Source organism: Nostoc sp. 'Peltigera membranacea cyanobiont' 232 (genome assembly GCF_002245985.1).
Classification (GTDB): domain Bacteria; phylum Cyanobacteriota; class Cyanobacteriia; order Cyanobacteriales; family Nostocaceae; genus Nostoc.
Genome location: NZ_NOLK01000159.1, coordinates 1 through 18683, shown reverse-complemented (window position 1 = coordinate 18683; position 18683 = coordinate 1). Strand labels below are relative to the sequence as shown.

At 41.3% G+C, this 18683-nt stretch carries 17 protein-coding genes; 13 read left to right on the top strand and 4 right to left on the bottom strand.

Features of this window, described 5'->3' with window-relative positions; all coding sequences use genetic code 11:
• The first annotated feature begins 114 nt into the window (after positions 1-114).
• The 3 genes from CDG79_RS32815 (at position 115) to CDG79_RS32805 (ending at position 2929) form a co-directional block, all read left to right on the top strand.
• The gene (locus CDG79_RS32815) at positions 115-1179 is read left to right on the top strand and encodes an energy transducer TonB (RefSeq protein ID WP_094345858.1); all 1065 of its coding nucleotides are present in this window, start codon (positions 115-117) and stop codon (positions 1177-1179) included.
• Between the two features lie 456 nt (positions 1180-1635).
• On the top strand, positions 1636-1881 hold the full coding sequence (locus tag CDG79_RS44305) for a hypothetical protein (protein ID WP_094327534.1): 246 nt from the start codon (positions 1636-1638) through the stop codon (positions 1879-1881).
• 10 nt (positions 1882-1891) lie between these two features.
• Positions 1892-2929, top strand: a complete 1038-nt coding sequence (locus CDG79_RS32805; protein ID WP_094345857.1) for a hypothetical protein — start codon at positions 1892-1894, stop codon at positions 2927-2929.
• A 71-nt stretch (positions 2930-3000) separates the two neighbouring features.
• Here CDG79_RS32805 and ilvA read toward each other — a convergent pair whose 3' ends face one another.
• Positions 3001-4512 (bottom strand): threonine ammonia-lyase, biosynthetic, encoded by a 1512-nt coding sequence (gene ilvA / locus CDG79_RS32800; protein ID WP_094345856.1) that lies wholly within the window; start codon positions 4510-4512, stop codon positions 3001-3003.
• Between the two features lie 397 nt (positions 4513-4909).
• Here ilvA and CDG79_RS32795 point away from each other — a divergent pair, with 397 nt between their 5' ends.
• The 4 genes from CDG79_RS32795 (at position 4910) to CDG79_RS32780 (ending at position 8137) form a co-directional block, all read left to right on the top strand.
• Positions 4910-5212 carry an RNA recognition motif domain-containing protein gene (locus tag CDG79_RS32795; RefSeq protein WP_094327537.1) on the top strand — a complete coding sequence of 101 codons (303 nt, stop codon included), beginning with the start codon at positions 4910-4912 and terminating at the stop codon, positions 5210-5212.
• Positions 5213-5387: 175 nt separating this feature from the next.
• Positions 5388-5891, top strand: coding sequence for a hypothetical protein (locus CDG79_RS32790; protein ID WP_094345855.1), 504 nt, complete (start codon positions 5388-5390; stop codon positions 5889-5891).
• 248 nt (positions 5892-6139) lie between these two features.
• Complete coding sequence (locus tag CDG79_RS32785; RefSeq protein ID WP_094345854.1) at positions 6140-7147, top strand: aldo/keto reductase; 1008 nt, start codon at positions 6140-6142, stop codon at positions 7145-7147.
• Between the two features lie 87 nt (positions 7148-7234).
• Complete coding sequence (locus CDG79_RS32780; RefSeq protein ID WP_094345853.1) at positions 7235-8137, top strand: ABC transporter ATP-binding protein; 903 nt, start codon at positions 7235-7237, stop codon at positions 8135-8137.
• Between the two features lie 2 nt (positions 8138-8139).
• Here CDG79_RS32780 and CDG79_RS32775 read toward each other — a convergent pair whose 3' ends face one another.
• Positions 8140-8820 carry a tetratricopeptide repeat protein gene (locus CDG79_RS32775; protein WP_094345852.1) on the bottom strand — a complete coding sequence of 227 codons (681 nt, stop codon included), beginning with the start codon at positions 8818-8820 and terminating at the stop codon, positions 8140-8142.
• Between the two features lie 1078 nt (positions 8821-9898).
• Here CDG79_RS32775 and CDG79_RS32770 point away from each other — a divergent pair.
• On the top strand, positions 9899-10225 hold the full coding sequence (locus tag CDG79_RS32770) for a YbjQ family protein (protein WP_094327544.1): 327 nt from the start codon (positions 9899-9901) through the stop codon (positions 10223-10225).
• A gap of 370 nt (positions 10226-10595) precedes the next feature.
• Here the strand turns inward: CDG79_RS32770 and CDG79_RS32765 are convergent, their stop codons facing one another.
• Complete coding sequence (locus CDG79_RS32765) at positions 10596-11048, bottom strand: hypothetical protein (RefSeq protein WP_094345851.1); 453 nt, start codon at positions 11046-11048, stop codon at positions 10596-10598.
• Positions 11049-12065: 1017 nt separating this feature from the next.
• Here CDG79_RS32765 and CDG79_RS32755 point away from each other — a divergent pair.
• The 3 genes from CDG79_RS32755 to CDG79_RS32740 all read left to right on the top strand — a co-directional run bounded on the left by CDG79_RS32755 (position 12066) and on the right by CDG79_RS32740 (position 16312).
• Complete coding sequence (locus CDG79_RS32755; protein WP_094345849.1) at positions 12066-12698, top strand: hypothetical protein; 633 nt, start codon at positions 12066-12068, stop codon at positions 12696-12698.
• Between the two features lie 315 nt (positions 12699-13013).
• Positions 13014-14684 carry an alpha/beta hydrolase gene (locus CDG79_RS32750; RefSeq protein ID WP_094345848.1) on the top strand — a complete coding sequence of 557 codons (1671 nt, stop codon included), beginning with the start codon at positions 13014-13016 and terminating at the stop codon, positions 14682-14684.
• Between the two features lie 917 nt (positions 14685-15601).
• Positions 15602-16312, top strand: a complete 711-nt coding sequence (locus tag CDG79_RS32740; protein ID WP_317616634.1) for a DUF6875 domain-containing protein — start codon at positions 15602-15604, stop codon at positions 16310-16312.
• 201 nt (positions 16313-16513) lie between these two features.
• Here the strand turns inward: CDG79_RS32740 and nifV are convergent, their stop codons facing one another.
• Positions 16514-17632, bottom strand: a complete 1119-nt coding sequence (gene nifV, locus CDG79_RS32735) for a homocitrate synthase (RefSeq protein WP_094345845.1) — start codon at positions 17630-17632, stop codon at positions 16514-16516.
• Between the two features lie 267 nt (positions 17633-17899).
• Between nifV and CDG79_RS32730 the strand changes: the two genes are divergently transcribed.
• A complete protein-coding gene (locus CDG79_RS32730) occupies positions 17900-18112 on the top strand; it encodes a hypothetical protein (RefSeq protein ID WP_223278476.1) in 213 nt (70 codons plus the stop codon).
• A gap of 54 nt (positions 18113-18166) precedes the next feature.
• On the top strand, positions 18167-18382 hold the full coding sequence (locus tag CDG79_RS32725) for a hypothetical protein (RefSeq protein ID WP_223278475.1): 216 nt from the start codon (positions 18167-18169) through the stop codon (positions 18380-18382).
• Positions 18383-18683: the final 301 nt, after the last annotated feature.

The window sequence follows — 18683 nt, the reverse complement described above, 5'->3', positions numbered from 1 at the left end:
GAGTCCCGCAACTTGTTCTGGCTAGTGTTGTTATCTCTTCGCCGCCGCTGATTTGTAGTTGGTGGTGGCGGTGGCGGTGGCGGCTCTGGTGTTGGTTTAGGCTCAGGTAGTGGTATTGCTGTAGGTATAAGAAGTGGTACTGGCACTGGTGGAGGAACTGGTACTGGCACTGGCGGTGGCATTGGTAGTGGTACTGGTACTGGCATTGGTAGTGGTACTGGCATTGGTAGTGGTACTGGCAGTGGTACTGGCTCAGGAATTGGCAGTGGTATCGGCTCAGGCTCTGGCAGTGGTACTGGTTCAGGAATTGGCTCAGGCTCAGGCAGTGGTGCCGGCTCAGGAATTGGCTCAGGAATTGGCAGTGGTATCGGCAATGGAGTCGGAAACCGTCCGCCAGTAGCAACAGCGCCAATCGCACCAACACCTCCAAAAATTAACACTTCAGGTAATGGTAATGGTAATGGTCGTGCAGCCTGCCGCGAATGTAATGCCAAGTATCCAGAGGCAGCAAGACGGCGAGGTGTTGAAGGGAGAGTAGAAGTAGCTGTCGATACTGATGCACAAGGCAATGTGACTAATGTGCGGATTGCTCGTTCTAGTGGAAACCGCGACTTAGATGAAGAAACCGCCAGGCAAGCGCGTGAGTGGAAATTAAAACCCGTAGAAGGAGGCAGACAAGGAGTCTCGATTGCCACTGAATTTGCTATAAAAGGTTCGCAGCGATCGCGCCAAGTTCAAGAACGGCAAGCACAAAGACAAGCACAAGAGAGAACCCAGCAGACAACAGCTGCTAACTCCACAGAAGAAGCTCCAAGACGTAGGCGACGAGAATTGGCACCTTCATCTAATGAAGCTACAGCTACAAAACCAGCCGAAGCTAGAGCCACAAAACCGGCAATATCTGGGTTTAGTAGACGGTTGGAACCTCAAAGAGGGGAAAATTCTGCTACAAGCTCTAGCACAACTCGCACTCAAGGAAGCGCTAGAGAGTCTTTACGCCGCATCCGGCGCGAGCAAACGGCTACCGATTCATCACCAAAGCCACAACCAACTACAAATCAGCGGCGGCGAAGAGATAACAACACTAGCCAGAACAAGTTGCGGGACTCTTTGCGCCGTTTACGCCAACAACCTCAATCGCAACCTGCTGCTTCATCTACTGCTCCTAGTCAGCAGTAGAGCGAGAAAACTTACTGGAATCATAATTTGATGAGCGATCGCCCACCGCTTCCTGTTTTTAGGAGGCGGTTGTTTTTTAGGCAGAAATCATGGCTTTCTTAAGCATTACCCTTCTACCATTAGGAGTGTAGTAATTTTATGTTGGGCAGTTAGACATACTATGTGCTAATCAATAGTTGTAAATAATTCCCTACTTTCCCATCCGCAATTTCTCTGATGAGGGGGATGAAAATTGCCTGCGCCTAAGAAATAGTCTTAGTGCTTGCTCATCACCGATTATATGCTGAAAGGATAGTCAAGGGATAACTCTCAATTTGTTCATCTGCATTTTATGCTAGATGTCAAATTCACTGATTTGAATAAAACTTCTACATAAACACACACTGATGCACTTTGATTTGCTTGAATAGCTATATTGATAGGACATTGATTCGACGGCAATTCACAATCCTGATTATGGCAAGTAAATTCATTGATGTTAGGGAATATACTGTCAGGGCGCACAAAAGACAGATTCATACTCGTGTTTTCCAGTTTGTCTGTAAAGAGTGTAACGATCTGACAAAGCGTGAGACTTTTGGCCCTCGACCTTTATATTGTGAGAGATGTCGGCCTCCCCAACCGCCGAAGAAATCCCAGCCAACATCTCACAAAGCAAAACCCAGAGCAATGTCTTACAAAAGTGACATCGATTTAAATTGATAAAAGCCTTATGACTCAAAATGGACAATTAGAACCACCTCCGGGCACTTTTCTCTCACCATTGTTGGAATTACGAGACTATTATGCTCGCCTTACAGAAGAGTATGAACGCCTCTTTGTGCAGGCGCGATCGCAACTGGATCATGTAGAAGCGTTGTTGTCTAACTGGTCTTATTCTGATAGCAATAAGCAGATATCAAGACTGACGGCGGCTGATGAAATCTCAAATGTTTCCCAAGAAGGCTCTCTGCGGTTTTTATCACCGCTTGATGACATCCACGAAATCAACTTGGAAGAGTCTCTACAGTCAGAAGTCACATTAGATCGGCTTGAGATCGATAATTCCTTTTCTGCTGCTGTTGATACAAAAGACAAAAAACTTCCCAGTACATCGTCAGATGCAAAGATTGCGCCAGAGAACAACGATAGTTCAACGAAGGTGGCGGAAATTCCCATGCTACCCCAGTATAATCACGCGATCTCCCGAATGGAAGCCATCAAACAGCTATTGCAAGAGCAGATAGGTACTGTCTGTCATATCGATTTTATCGTGCGATCGCTTTATGGAGAGTTAGATGCCAATCTCTTCAAAGTAGTTAAAGGTAGGGTTCAATCTTCCCTTACCCAAGGTAGAGAAAGGAATTATTGGGTAACTATTCCCGATGAGCCAGGTTGTTATACTCTGGATTTAAGTTTGGTAGCCCCAAGTAATCGCAATGGTGCTTCTAGAAGCAGCAAAAACAAAAACAAGAAGCCTTTCCTACCTCCAACAAAAACAGTACCAATGCTCAAAGCTTTTGAGGGTCAATTCTTAATTGATGCTCTCACCTCTTTGTTTGAAGAAAATCCAGGTAAAGTTTTCAGCGTTGCTGAAGTCATCGCCGGAATTTATGGAGAACTAGATTCTCAGCAAACTAGAGAGATCAAAAATAAGGTGCTGAATGAATTATCTAGAGGCTATCGGACAGGTAGATTCTCTAGGGTTCCTAACCAAATTGGCTTCTATACTTTGGACTCAAATCTGATCTTGAAGGGTAGTTCTCGTTAAATAAATTGGTCATAGGGCATGGGGCATTGGACATTGTTATACTGCCCCTCTGCCTCTTCCCCACTACCCACCTATCCCAAAAACAGCTTATATGCTGGATTCTTGTTTTCATCCCAATAACGATAGCCCAGATTATCGAGAAAAGCTTGCCACTCTCCCATCTCGTGGGGGGGAACCTGGATACCGACAACAATTCGTCCGTAGTCTGCGCCATTGTTGCGGTAGTGAAAAAGACTAATATTCCAGTCGGGACTCATGGAAGTCACAAATTTCATCAATGCGCCAGGACGTTCGGGAAACTCAAAACGGTAGAGTAATTCATTGTGAGCCAAAGGAGAGTGCCCACCCACCATGTGCCGCAGATGTAATTTTGTTAGTTCGTCATCTGTTAAATCAAGGGTTTCAAATCCTTGAGCTTCAAAGGTTTCTACCATCTTTGCAGCATCAGCACGGTTTTGAATTTGCACACCGACAAAAATATGGGCTGTTTTTTTATCAGCAATACGATAATTAAATTCAGTAAGATTACGGTTGCCAATACATTCACAAAACTGGCGAATACTTCCCCGTTCTTCAGGAATTGTGACTGCAAAGATGGCTTCCCGGCGTTCTCCTAATTGTGCCCGTTCTGCCACAAAGCGGAGGCGATCGAAATTCATGTTTGCACCGCAAGCAACAGCAATTAAGGTTTGTCCTTCGATTTGTTCTCGTTCAGTGTATGCTTTGGCAGCTGCGATCGCCAATGCACCAGCTGGTTCTAAAATGGATCGCGTATCCTCAAACACGTCTTTAATCGCAGCACAAGTATCGTCTGTACCCACCAAAATAATTTCATCTACATACTGCTGACATAAACGGAAGGTTTCTTCACCTACTTCCCGCACCGCCACGCCATCAGCAAATAACCCCACTTGGGATAAACGCACCCGATGTCCAGCTTTGAGCGATTGAGACATAGCATCAGCGTCTACAGGTTCAACGCCAATAATTTTGATTTCAGGACGCAATCGTTTCACATAAGCCCCAATCCCAGAAATCAAACCGCCTCCTCCAATTGCGACAAAAATTGCATGGATGGGTTGCTGATATTGCCGTAAAATTTCCATGCCGATGGTTCCCTGTCCAGCAATTACATGGGGATCGTCAAAGGGATGAATAAAAGTCAATCCTTTTTCCACTTCTAATTCACGGGCATAGCTATAAGCATCGTCGTAAGTGTTTCCATGTAACACAACCGCCCCGCCCCTCATTCTCACCGCGTCTACCTTGACTTGGGGTGTGGTTATTGGCATGACGATAATCGCTTTGGTTCCCAAGCGATTAGCTGCAAGGGCAACTCCTTGAGCGTGGTTCCCCGCAGATGCTGCAATTACACCCTTCGCCAATATATCTGGTGGTAGTTGCACCATCTTGTTATAAGCACCCCGCAGTTTAAAGGAAAATACTGACTGCATATCCTCACGTTTCAACAGGAGTTGATTATTTAGCCGCGCAGACAAATTTGGCGCATACTCCAGTGGTGTTTCCTGGGCAACATCATATACACGGGCAGTCAGGATTTGGATGAGGTAGTCGCAATACATGGGTGTCAAGGTGTGAGCAAAAGCCGGATGAAAACTAATTTTACGTTACAAGCGATCGCACTGGTTTTATTTAATTACCCTCTCTCGAAATATTGAGCCAATAAAATTTAAAAAGTACTAGTATTATTGGAAGAGAAATCAGTCAGTAATTGATTTTTTTTGTTACCTCAAATTTCGTGCGATCGCTGGTAGGTTGATTTTAAAAGAATTTCGTCAACTGTCGGAATATTTAACTCAACAGATAAGTATAATGTTACTTATGAACATAAGTTTTCAATTTATGATAAAGTATGCATAGAAGATTAAATTCGGCTGTGTAGTTTGTTTTTATATATACTTGTATTACAGACCTCTCCGCATCTAAATCTCTACACCCTCTGATTCTGGAGACATTATTATGTCAATTTACGTCGGTAATCTATCTTACGAGGTTAAAGAAGATGACCTCCGGCACGTTTTTGCAGAATACGGAACGGTAAAAAATGTTCAATTGCCTATCGACCGAGAAACAGGTCGAATGAGAGGTTTCGGCTTTGTAGAAATGGAATCAGACGCACAAGAAACAGCAGCAATTGAAGCCCTTGATAATGCTGAGTGGATGGGTCGGAGCTTAAAAGTTAATAAAGCTAAACCCAAGACTGATGGAGGTTCCTCTGGCGGTAGACGAGGTGGTGATGGTGGTTCCTCTCGCCGCTATTAAGGTCTAAAAGTAAGAGTTTAACTCTAAGGTCTTGAGGGCAGATAAAGCGTCTGCCTTTTTTGCTTTGATTGACTGGCGTAAGAGAAGTTTCTGCAATTGATTATAAATTTTTTTTATGAAGTTATGCTAACGCATAGCTTACCGTAGGTATCGTTTTTTTACAGGTGTAGCAACCATGAACCCAGAAGCTAAACATATTGTTAGCGAACTAAGGCATAAGTTCTACTGTAACTTTGCTGCTACTATGAATATGCCGGTGAGCATAACTGGTACATCTTATAGTAGTAATTCACCGATCGCATCTTGGATGGATCGTAGGGAAAGACTGAACTATGTAAATGTATATGCTTATACAGCACCTGATGAATTTGTCCCCTTCCGCCCATTCATTCTTCGACTGGCTATAAATAAGAGTGCTGGGAGAGTGGCAACATTCAGAAAAGGACAAGTCTGCCGAGGTCTTAATTTAGTGTGGGATTTCGAGTTAACTGTACTACCAAAAGAAATTTTAGACTTTCTTCCCTGGATAGTTAACTTAGTTGAGGCTCATGATAAAGGTTCGTCCTTATTGCTACAATCACCACCTCATTCGTTTGAATTCAAAGTGCCAGAGGTTGGGTTATTAAATAATGCCTGGACTCAGAAAGCTTGGCTTCTTGCAAATTCGACAATATCCTAATAATTGGTGCTTAAGTTGCTTTTAGTAACCGACTAAAAATATCCGTGCTTGGGCTTTGTTTGCCCAATAATTAAAGTAGCGAGACTACTTTGGAGAACGTCCCCAACTTTTGTAAACTTTTAAACGAAAATAGTTAACGATGCACGAGTGCTAGAAGGTTCTCTTCATTCGCCTGCTAATCATACAACTCGCGTATTAATACCTGCTATATACCTGATAATTAATAAGGCAATCTACAGAGAGCAAAGATGCAGACTCTCCAAAAACTCTCCCTTCCAAGTATGGGCTGCGGGACTTGGGCCTGGGGCAACCAACTGCTTTGGGGATATGACGAAAGTATGGATGACCAGTTGCAAGCGGTGTTTAACCTTTGCGTAAACAACGGTGTGACTTTATTTGATACAGGTGATTCTTACGGAACTGGGAGATTGAATGGTCGAAGTGAGTTACTGCTGGGACGATTCAACCGAGAATATGTAGGTTCAAACAAAGAAAATATTTGTATTGCGACTAAACTTGCTGCTTACCCGTGGAGATGGACACGCAACTCAATGGTAAGGGCTTGCAAATCATCTGCCCAACGCCTAGGAAAAAACGTAGATTTGGTACAAATGCACTGGTCAACAGCAAATTATGCTCCTTGGCAAGAAGGAGGGCTGTTAGATGGTCTTGCCGATTTGTATGAGCAAGGACTAGTCAAGGGAGTGGGATTATCGAATTATGGGCCTAAACGGCTCAAACAAGTGCAGAAAAAGTTTGCTGAACGAGGTGTTCCTATTACTACTCTACAAGTTCAGTACTCTTTGTTGTCTACATATCCTGTCACCCAATTGGGGCTTAAAGACCTTTGTGATGAATTGGGAATTAAACTGATTGCCTACAGCCCTCTAGCTTTAGGACTACTGACAGGAAAATATTCTGAGCAAGGCCCTTTGCCCAAAGGCCTCCGAGGTTTGTTATTTAGGCAGATATTAACGGGAATGCGTAGACACGGAACGGCTTCTGCTGGGAAATCGCTTTTGCTATGTTTGCAAGAAGTCGCACAGTTCAGAAACAAAACCATGTCACAGGTAGCAATTAATTGGTGCATCTCTAAAGGAACCATTCCCATCCCTGGAGCAAAGAGTGTGGAACAGGCGAGGGAGAATATTGGTGCGTTAGGTTGGCAATTAAATGTTAGTGAAATTGCAGAATTGGATAGGGCGGCGGCAAATACAGACAAAAAAATGGTACAAAATATTTTTCAAACTCAGTAGAACAACTCCCTTTTCCAGAAGCAACCTCACAGGTAATCGATATCAATACTGAAGTGATTTTAAATTTTTAATTGGAACAAAGCGACCATGACTGCTGCTGTCTTTCTAGAAAACGTCTACAAGTTTTATAACAATGTACCTGTAGTTAATGACCTGTCATTCAAAATTGAAGCGGGGGAGATATTTGCTCTACTTGGCCCGAACGGTGCGGGTAAATCAACCACAATTCGGATGTTGACTACACTCACGAAACCGTCCCAAGGACGGATAGAAGTCGGTGGATATGATGTAACGAACCAAGCAATGCTAGCAAAACAAAGTATTGGTGTAGTCTTGCAGCAAATCAGTGTGGATAACGATTTAAGCGTTTGGGAAAATATGGAACTGCATGGGAGACTACATCACATTAGCAACCCGCAGCGACAAAAACTGATTAATCAATGGCTAGAGTATGTTGAGCTAGCAGAAAAACGTGATGATTTGGTAAAAACCCTGTCTGGGGGGATGAAACGACGGTTGCAGATTGCGAGAGCTTTATTGCATCAACCGCAAATTTTGTTTTTGGATGAACCAACCGTAGGATTAGACCCCCAAACCAGGCGACGACTCTGGGAAATTATTCGAGATTTAAATAAACAAGGGATGACGATGCTACTGACGACCCATTATATGGATGAGGTCGAATTTTTGTGCGATGCTTTTGGCTCTACTAAGCCAGGACGCATCGGTATTATGGATGGCGGTAGGCTGATTTCTTTGGGAACTTTACAACAGCTCCGTTCTGTTCACGGTGAAGGTTTGGTGATGAAGCAATTGGGTTTGTCTGAAGTGGGGACTGATAGTGCGCGTAGTTGGGAATATTTGTTTTTCCCATCTTTAGAAGAAGCGAATATCTACTTGAATGAACAGCCCGATAAAACCGGAATGATGGTGCGTCCCTCTAACCTGGAAGATATTTTTGTGGAATTAACGGGACGCAAGTTAGATTAACCTCATCCTCCTAACTGTCGCAGCATGGCTTCTACTCTGTCTACTCCTGCTGAGTCATTGCGCCGCTTGTACAAGTCGCGGGCTTTTTGAAGCGAGCTGTTGGCTTGTTTGGCTTGTCGTCGCTGTTTATACATTGAACCCATCAACTCATAAGTTTGGGCATTGTTCTTATCCAAGTCGATTGCTTGTTGGTATGCCCAGGTAGCAGCACTATAGTCTCCCATCCGAGATTGGGTAACAGCCAATCCTAAATAGGCGTTAACGTTGTTACGGTTCAGTTGTATGGCCCGACGGTAGCCTTCTTTTGCCCCAGGTGTGTCTCCCAAATTGGCTTTGATGTAACCCACAGCGTAGTAAAAATCACTATTGTTAGGGTTGATGGCGATCGCACGACGATAAGATGTTAGTGCTGCCTGGTAATTTCCCTGTTGAGCGTATAAGTAGCCAATACCTGAATGAATTTTAGCATTTTTGGGATCTAGGCTAGCTGCTTGCTGATAAACTGCGATCGCACCACCATAATCTCCACCATCCACTAATCTCCGTCCTTCTTCTAGTAGTTGCTTTAATTGTGGGTTTTTAGCTTGCGCCACTAATACCTGAGCCTGAGCCACTGAAGGTATAGTGAAGGCAAAACATCCTAGTAACACCACGCTAAACACAAATGATGTTGGCTTGTACACAGTAAATTTCCTGAAATTTTAGAGGACTTTTTTCTTGTACATTAAAACAAAAATCTGGACTTTTGAAAACTGTATTTCTTCGTATTGATTAAGATGTGAATAGTTCATCTCATCTTTCCTTTACAATCAGCATTACACCACAGAGTTTTTACTGAATAATCAAGTGTAAGATGTCAAGTTCAGATGAAGTTACCATACATATAAATCATTAAAACAACAAAACAACACTTTGGGTATCAGTATATATACGTGTCATCTCTAAAAAATACAGGTATCTAACTTAATCCTAGAGAGATAAGCTAAAACACATCTAATTTGCATATTCAAATTTGCTCAATATCTTGTGGGGATGGGCATCTTGCCCGCCCTGATTATGCAACTTAAATGCCGATTAGCTTAATACTCCAATCTGAGAGGCTTTAGCATTGATTCCTGTTTGTGATTTAATTTAATAATTCTTTGACCTTTTTTTAATTAAAACTTAAAAATTAAAAATAATAATAATTTTTAATTAATTAATTTGGGGTACAAACCCCCACTGAATCAAAGATTCAGTGGTCTACAATAAGTGGGGGTTTGAACCCACCACTTATTGCAATTTTTAATTAATAATTTTTAATTTTTAATTGGAGCGTTCGCGCAGCGTCTCGTAGAGAAGCGACTTGACCCTGTATTCAATTTTTCTCACATTTTTAGTCATTGATACTATCTTTTAGGAAACTGCCTTCCAGACGTTTACATCCTATTTTGTTCATTACACGGTAAGATAAAATTAACAAGCAAAATGTCCCTTCAAATCCTAGCCTTTAGTTAGGACAATACTATAAATAAGAGCGCATTTGCGATCGTAATCTACAATTTTGTAAGAGGATGTCGATGAGCCTGTATCAATACACACTATTTTTGTACATAATATTTTGATAATAAATATAGTAATCCGATTTGATTCCTGAAATTATCTGCGTAGGTAGGGAACAGGGAATAGAAAAGAGGGGTATAGATGTGTACTGAATCTTGTTCAAAAATCAAATGTCCGATATCAAATCTCAACCTTATATGCCATCTAGGAGACTAATTTATGATAATAACCACCACTGATGTAATTCAAGGAGCCGTGATTGAGTCATATTTAGGTATTGTGACAGCAGAAGTAGTCTACGGCAGCAATTTCTTACGGGATTTTTTGGCTGGTATTCGGGATATTATTGGTGGACGCACTGCTAGCTATGAGCGTCTATTTGAGCAGGGTCAACGCAAGGCACTAGAAGAATTAGAACAGCGAGCGCAACGTTTAGGAGCGAATGCAGTAATTGGGATTGAAATTGATACTGGTACAATCAATCTTGACCAGTCAGGAGTTCTTTTGCTGATTACTGCCACAGGCACTGCTGTGAGGATGCGTTAATTTTTGATTATCTTTACTTTTGACAATTGTTACAGAGGTTACAAACTTTTGTCTTGAGTCTAATTGTATACACAATTAAAGCTTTTTTCCATAGAAATTAATAATTATATTATAATTTAAAATTTTTTATATTAAGAATGTCTAAATAATTATTCAGACATTAATATTGAAGAAGAACGTAATTTTGCTTTCTGCTTTTTTGGGAATACCACATTCTTTAACAAGTGAATGTTAGCTGCCTTTAGTTATTCCCACTCGGAGAAGGGGATTAGGAGGTTAGATTTTCTACATACATATACCTCACCGAATAAAAAATGGCTTAGAACGAGTCACCAATGTCTTTCCTCTGGCCACCAAGCTGACTGATGAATTATGAATTGTGTTGACTAGCTTTTAGTTCGGGGAAAGTCAACGTCCAATTCTTATTATCATCGATCTGAAAGTACAAACCTTGGAAAATAAGCCGTAGAGCGGTTCGAGTTCTAATAAATTTTCTTACTAGATAAGTTCCTGGTTCAGCAAAGATATCATTAAAGCTTTTTTGATAACCAAATTGTTTTGAACAGTAATTACCAGCACCTTCAACTGTTAACACAAAAAACTCGGCTTGTTTGTATTCATCAGGAATCATAAAGATTCCATATATATGATGACGACCACGCCACGGCTGAATAATAACCTTAGTTGCATGTACCTGGAATTTTGTAGTTTTTGATGCTAAAAAAGCCTTGGGATTACAAGCAGAATCATTCACAGGCCACCACACTGTAGTAATAATCACAGAGAATAGTAAAATTAAAAAATAGCGGAGTCTGCGATGCATAAAGCCAATAAAATTTGTTGATGCGGTCGGTAGAATTTGATGAGTAATGATAGTCCAGCTACAGCAGTAAGACTATCTACCTACAACACCTTCTAAGAGGATGTTTGAAAAATCATCTTGCTGGTATCAAAAGTCTTAGATCCCTCTAAATCTCCCGATAAATTGGGAGACTTTGATTCTTCCCCCAATTTATCGGGGGGTTAGGGGGGATCTAAAAGTGTCTAAAGTTACAGCGAAATACTTGTTCATTCAACCTCTAATGGCAAAGACAAAACATTAAGCAGGCGATTAATTTTTTTGTAAAAAAATTGCAGATTGTATATGCGATCGCTTACTGTGTTTTAGAGCTTCCTTACAGTATTAAACCTAGCTGAGAAACAACCAGGCTTTTGTGGCTATTAACACTGATTTATGTTCAAATTTTTCGCTGTAATTAATTCTACAATTTGTTGATTTTATTATGCTTTTGATGAGCTTTATTCTCATCAGCAGATGCTTTGATACTAGTTTTATATGAGGCTGCGCTTGATTCATGTAGGGACAATACTCTGCTGGTACTCTGTTGGATAACTCGTAGAGTAGCCCCTTCTCTAGGAGACGCTCCGCAAATGCGTCTGCTCTCACAGCCTGTAGTTTACATAACTCTTATAAGCGCATCTTCAAATAGAAATGGTATAGGACGGAGCGATCGCTATCAATTTCAGGAAAAAAGCTACTTTTATTTCTCGGCAATGAATAGGGTAATTAAATACACAAATATTTATTAGACATTTCCGAAAACAGATAAAAGATTTTATATTGAGAATTTTTAAATAAATAACTCTTCAGATATTAATTAATAAAAGCTAAGATGTATTAAAAGATTGTTACACCAATCTATTGGTTATTACTAAATATATATCCATCAACTATTTCTATCGATAGATATTAAAATAGATGATTTAGTTATTTAATCTTAAACAGGAACATGAATATATTTGATTGAGTTTGCTGGAACAGCACTGGAGAACATAAACTATGTCATACGTAAATCGGACAGGTAATGACGTTATTCCTAACGAGCCTGTTATTGCAGGTCGGGTAGCTGAATATCACGATCTTGTTCGCTGGGGGCCGATTATTTCTGGTTTGTTGGTTTCTTTAGCCACTCAATTAATATTAAGCGCCATAATTGCTGCTGTTGCGGCAGGCGCAGTTGAAGGTTCAGGTGCACCGAGAACAATTGCACCTAACGCTGCGGGTAATGCGGGGCTTTGGTCAACTATCGCTTTACTAATTTCCCTATTTACTGGTGGTTGGGTTACAACCCGTGCTTGTGGGCCGATGAACCGCAATACAGCTCTTCTTAACGGCGCAATTCTTTGGGCAACGACTTTGGCAGTTAGCTCATGGCTGTTAGCAAGTGGAGTATCTGGTGCTTTTGGTGTTGCTGCCTCTAACGCTGGAGAAGTTATAAATCAGGTACAACAACAAGGTGGTGTTAATGTACCACAAGCAAACATCAGTGCCCAACAAGCTAGGGAAGCGGCAGCTAATTTACGTTCGGGATTATGGTGGTTTGTCTTTGGTTCTTTGTTGGGTTTAATAGCCTCAATGATTGGAGCCGTAGCTGGTGCTCGCAGTCCCCGGACTAACAATTACAATCCTTAAAGTATTCTCTGAAAAATTAAATATTATTTATTTTAAATAAAAGCGCCTTGAAAAAAGGTGCTTTTTGTTTATTCTTTAGCAAGTAAGAATTCAAAATTTAATTATGAACTAAGAAATGGATGACTAAACGGGTTTAAATCCCCCATTTGAAGATTCTATATTCTCTTATAAGTGCATCTTCAAACAGAAATGGTATCAGAGATCGGGGCGATCGCTATCAATTTCAAGCTGCTTTTATCTCTTGCCCATCAATGGGGTAGTCAAATACACAAATATCCGTTATATTCCCGTAAGTAACATTTGGTATAAATATTTATGGGAAGAAGTTGGGAAAGTCTTAAGACAGTTGCAGGTTTCTTGGGTGCGTTGGGTAAAACCCTTGCCGTAGGCATCACACTTACACAGTTTGGGGCAAATACTTCGGCAATTGCGGCTGACACCGTTGTTGTGCGTTTAGGTTTATTTACAGAATCCATTTCCCTGGCTGAGTTGCAAAAGGCTGCAAAAACTGGAGAATTACCTGAGAGTCTACAGCCTTTTACTAAAGGATTACCTGAACAACAACGCCGCTTCTTGTTGGGGGCATTGGGCATGAATATACCGATGAATGTTGTCACCATTGATAAGTTAGCTAATACCCAGATTGGCACAAGTATTCTCAGTGACTTCGCTACAGCCTTAGCCCGAAAGGACAAAGCTGGAGTTCAAGCACTAAGAGCAGGATTAGTATTAGGCTCTGCTGCACCGCAGGGTCTTTCTATACTAAGTTTTATCGCCGCTTATCCTAGTAAACGCTTAGAAATTGATTTGCCCCAGGCTTTTATAGTTGCAGGGAATTTGAATACAGCTTTTTGGCGCACGCAGCAATTTATGCTAGCCATCGCTCCCCAACTCGACCCCAAAACACCGCAAATTCCTTTCACTTTTGATCCCAGCCAACCAGGAAACGCTGAAGTAAAAATACTCAACTTAAGCCTGAATGACCAAAAGCGCGATCGTAAAATTCCAGTTGATATTTACTGGTCAACTGCTGCAACTCCCGACAAACCCATAATTGTTTTTTCTCACGGCTTTGCGTCAGTCCGCACGGACTTGCGTTACCTAGCAGAACATTTAGCATCCCACGGTTATGTAGTCGCTGCTTTAGAACATCCCGGTAGTAATGGGGAAAATACTAACTTAGCATTACAAGGCAAAACCAGAGTTATGAAACCTCAAGAGTTTTTGGATCGCCCTCAAGATATTAGTTTTGTTCTTGATGAATTAGAAAAGCTCAACCAAACAGCTAATAATCCACTGCAAGGAAAACTTGCAACCAATAAAGCGATGGTTGTTGGTTATTCTTTTGGTGGTGCTACAGCTTTAGCACTTGCTGGAGCCGAATTACAATTAGAACATCTGAAACAACGCTGCAAAAAGAACTTGACTATTTTGAGTCTGGGAGAAAATATACAGTGTATTGCTCAAGAACTACCAGAAAATAGCTATCAACTACGAGATCCCAGAATCAAACAGGCGATCGCTCTCAATCCTACAACTTCTCTGATGTTTGGCGAAACTGGGTTAACTAAGATACAAGTTCCTACCCTAGTATTAGCAGGTTCCGCCGATAAAACTGCCCCAGCTTTAACTGAACAGATTGTGGGATTTGACAAAATCCCATCCCCAAAATGGCTCGTTGGTATAGTTGGGGGTACTCATCTAAGTATAAAAGACCCTAGTACTACTTTGGATCAGGTAGGACAACCAAATACACCGATTAGTGGCGGTGAAGTTGTGGGTGAAAAAGCAGCAGATGTTCGCAAGTACCTTAAAGCTATAGCTTTAGCCTTTGCTGCACAGATGACTCCAGAAGCCAAAAACTACGCTGTCTTTCTGACACCAGATTATGCTCAGTTTGCTTCAACTCCTGCATTTCCATTTCGCCTAATTACACAGATTCCTCCTGATGATATGGCAATAGTGAAAGAATTTGTTAATAAATAAGAGACTTCCAATTAAAAAAATATCCAATCTTATAAGGGAGTCAGTCCGTTACGTTGATTGCAACCCAACTCACTGGCTCACCTCCTGACTTATCCTAATAACAAATTTTTACGCCAACTTACTTAAGTAATATACAGCTAGGACTAGCCCTTTCAAGGCGTTCAACGAAAATACCTTGTTTCAGTGCTATTATCCTAAGTTCTCCGCTCAGATTTTGGGCTTTTTGAAGGTTGAAATCATTAATCTTCGTTCCAAATTTTACCACCTTGAAAGGGCTACAGCTAGGATTTATATCTTGACAAATAAGACCAGACATGTATGACTTGAAAAACCATATTTGTCGTAGGGATAATTCATTTAGACTGAATTTTTGATATCTTACTTAAGTAAAATTATACTAACTTGATACTAAACCTATGGTTGCTGTTGAATCAATACTAAATTTTTACAGTATAAATAACTATTGAGACAGAAACTTTATAATATATTTGTTAAAAATAATAGAAGCTTGAGGGTGTAAAAAAGTAGGACTATCTGCTGGATAATACATGTGTATTCTAGCTAAAATGCCAGAAATAAATGAACACAAGTTGCTTGTTGCAAAAATATGTTTGTATATTGATTGGCTTAAGATTCTTTAGACTCACAAAAAGGCTTGAGCCTTTTTATCTGCTAAGTAGGTCGGCGCAATTAAAGCTCACTGGCATTCGCGTAGCGGCGACCATAGGAGAAGGCTGTCATTTATCCTTAGTCATTAGCATTAGTAAGGGCTTTAAGTCTGTTTATGTTTCGTAACATACTTAGGGTTTTTCACGCCAACTTACTTATAAAGGACAAAGCAGAAATTACAACATCCAGACGTATTTGTTTACTTAACTAATAATTAGTTTTAAACACATAAAATTGGATAACTATTTTTGACTTTTAAATCAACAACTTATTCAATTTTACACAAGCTCATGCAACTCTATACAACTCTTGAAATCGAACAACTTAAGCAACACGAAGACTTTCCTTACTTACTTGAAATTACGGAGTGGGTGAAAAACTTTTTAGGAAGACCTCATCCTAACTTAGGAAGACCCGGCGCAGTTTGTCCTTTTGTACCTTACTCTCTAAAGTCAAACAGTATTCGTCTAGCAGTTATTCGCACAAAAGATTTGTATCCAGAACAATTAGAAGAGGTTGTTGGACGCTACCGAAGTATCTTTCTTGGGATGGAAGTTAAAGAGCAAGAATTAGCAATTAATAAAGCTTTTTTAATTATCTTTCCTGACATTGATGAAGGAGCTTATCAAGTAATAGATAATGTCCAGCAAAAACTTAAACCTTTGTTTGTTGAATCAGGACTAATGATCGGAGAGTTTCATAGACGCAATGAAAGTTCTGGTCTGCATAACCCAAACTTTCGTCCACTTCGTAGTCCGATTCCCTTATTGGCTATCCGGTTTATGGTTGAGGCTGACCTCCCCTTTCTTCTGAGCCCGACCGATCCACACTTACGTATTAGGTATCTGGAAGCTTATTTAAAGCATTTTGGTCATAAATTTACAGATGAAACAAAGTTTAAAAATGCTTATCAAGCGTTAGCTTTAGCAAGAGAAGAACTTACAGCTATTGTCAGGTAATAACTGGGGCTACCCTGATTGAGCAAGTTATGTCTGTAAGTTCTATATCTATCCTTTAGACTTACGCACCGAAATCATCTTTTGAGACTGAGTGGAGAGTTTTGAGTCTTTAATGGTCAGAAGGTTTGGTGCAGACATCAAAAGCTCTCCTCTAGTCGCCATCGCGCGTAGCTTGTTTAAGACTAGAGTTAGGGTGGATGCTTACCCTTGAGGAACCAAACTCAGGAGTTCTTCAACCGTGAGATTGCGCTTAACTTTTACTGACTGATGCTTTACAGCATCCAGTACTGATTGAATTTCTGGCTGACTGAGGGTGATTCCATGTTCTTGCAGCACACTGAATATCAGATGCCGACCGGAATGTTTGCCTACAACAAGGCGACGTTCCCAACCAACATCTTCCGGCGCAAAGGGTTCGTAAGTACCCGGATTTTGCAATACACCGTGAGCATGAATCCCCGACTCGTGGGCAAAGGTATTTTCACCCACGATCGCTTTCCAGGGAGGAACTGGCCAGTTGGCAGCTTTAGCAACTAACCGAGAAAGTTCCAACAGCCGTTTTGTATCAATGCCCGTTTGGATACCGTAGATGTGTTTCAATGCCATCACGATTTCTTCCAGCGCCGCATTGCCAGCCCGTTCGCCGATGCCGTTTACCGTGGTGTTAACCGATAACGCTCCTGCTTCCAGACCAGCCAGCGAGTTCGCCATTGCCAGTCCAAAGTCATTGTGCGTGTGCATTTCGATAGGAATAAATAGATGATGCACAAGAGAGCGAACTTTGCTGTATGTAGTTAGAGGATCGAGAATTCCTACAGTGTCACAAAAGCGAAACCGGAAAGCTCCCAACTCTTGAGCATAATACGCCACATCTAGCAAAAAAGATTCATCGGCTCTGGAAGAATCTTCTCCACCAACAGATACAGCTAAACCGCGATCGCAAGCGAAATTTATTGCATCCCGCAAACGATCTAGCATTTTCTGCTGCTTACCCCCAAACTTGGCGGCAATCTGAATTTCTGAGACGGGAACGGAAATATGCACCCGTTCTAAACCACAATCTATTGATGCCTGAATATCAGACAAATTAGCCCGGTTCCAGCCCAGTAATTTGGCTTTTAATCCCAGATTAGCAATGGTTTTGATTGACTCTGCTTCTTCTTGTCCCATTGCCGGAACGCCAATTTCCAATTCTGGAACACCAATAGCATCAAGAAAGGTGGCGATCGCAATTTTTTCTTCAACGTTAAAAGCTACACCTGCCGCTTGTTCGCCATCTCGCAAGGTTGTATCGTTAATTTGAATCGGATGTTTGTTCATCGAGAAATGATGATTCATGATCGGCTAATTTGTTGGGTGATTTTGATTTACTTGAGTAATTCCTAATTGAAGGATAGAGCAACTAACTTGAGTTGTGGAAACTAAAAGACATATTCCTTAGCCGTGGGTTAATAATTACAAATTACTTTCTTCTCTCTGAGACGCTCCGCGAACATAGCGGTAGCGGTGTAGGAGCGTTATTACGAATTAGGAATTACGAATTACTAAATATTTGGGCGTTGCTAAATTATGGGATGATTTCACCCGATGTTGAACAAATTATTAATAGTTTCAGTCGTTAATCCATCCCGCATTTATGCAACGCCGGCAAAAGAAGGTAAAATCAAGACCAGTTTACAAGGTAGTCATACCCGCTCCTGTAAATTTTGGACTGCAACTAAGATTTTAAGTGGTATTAAAAATGCGATCGTCATTTCTCACGGGCCGAGTGGCTGTGCTTATGGTGTCAAGCGGGCATAAGCCAAAAATGTTAAGCCAGAAGCCGTTACAGGCTGCGCGAAACACGGAATCGTCTTGGCAGAAGTCGCTACAGGGAAGGCAGAAGTCGCTACAGGCTGCGCGAAACACGGAATCGTCTTGGCAGAAGTCGCTACAGGCTGCGCGAAACACGGAATCGTCTTGGCAGAAGTCGCTACAGGCTGCGCGAAACACGGAATCGTCTTGGCAGAAGTCGCTACAGGGAGGGCAGAAGCCGTTACAGGCTGCACAAAACACGGGACTTCCAAATAAAAAAATACTCAACTACTTTTTGTGGGGTGGGCAAGAGGGGCAGAGGGGAAAAAACTTGGTATTTGAACTCTCCCACTAGCGAACCTCACGGGCGAAGTAATAAGTAAGAAGTAAGAAGTAATAAGTAAGATTCATTACTCGTTAATCATTACTCATTACTCATTAGGGACTTCCAAAAAATAAAATATACAGTAGGGTGTGTTAGGCGAAAGCCGTAACGCACCGAGATATCTGGCGGTGCGTTACGCTGTCGCTAACGCACCCTACAAAATTGGATATTTTTTTAATTGGAAGTCCCTTA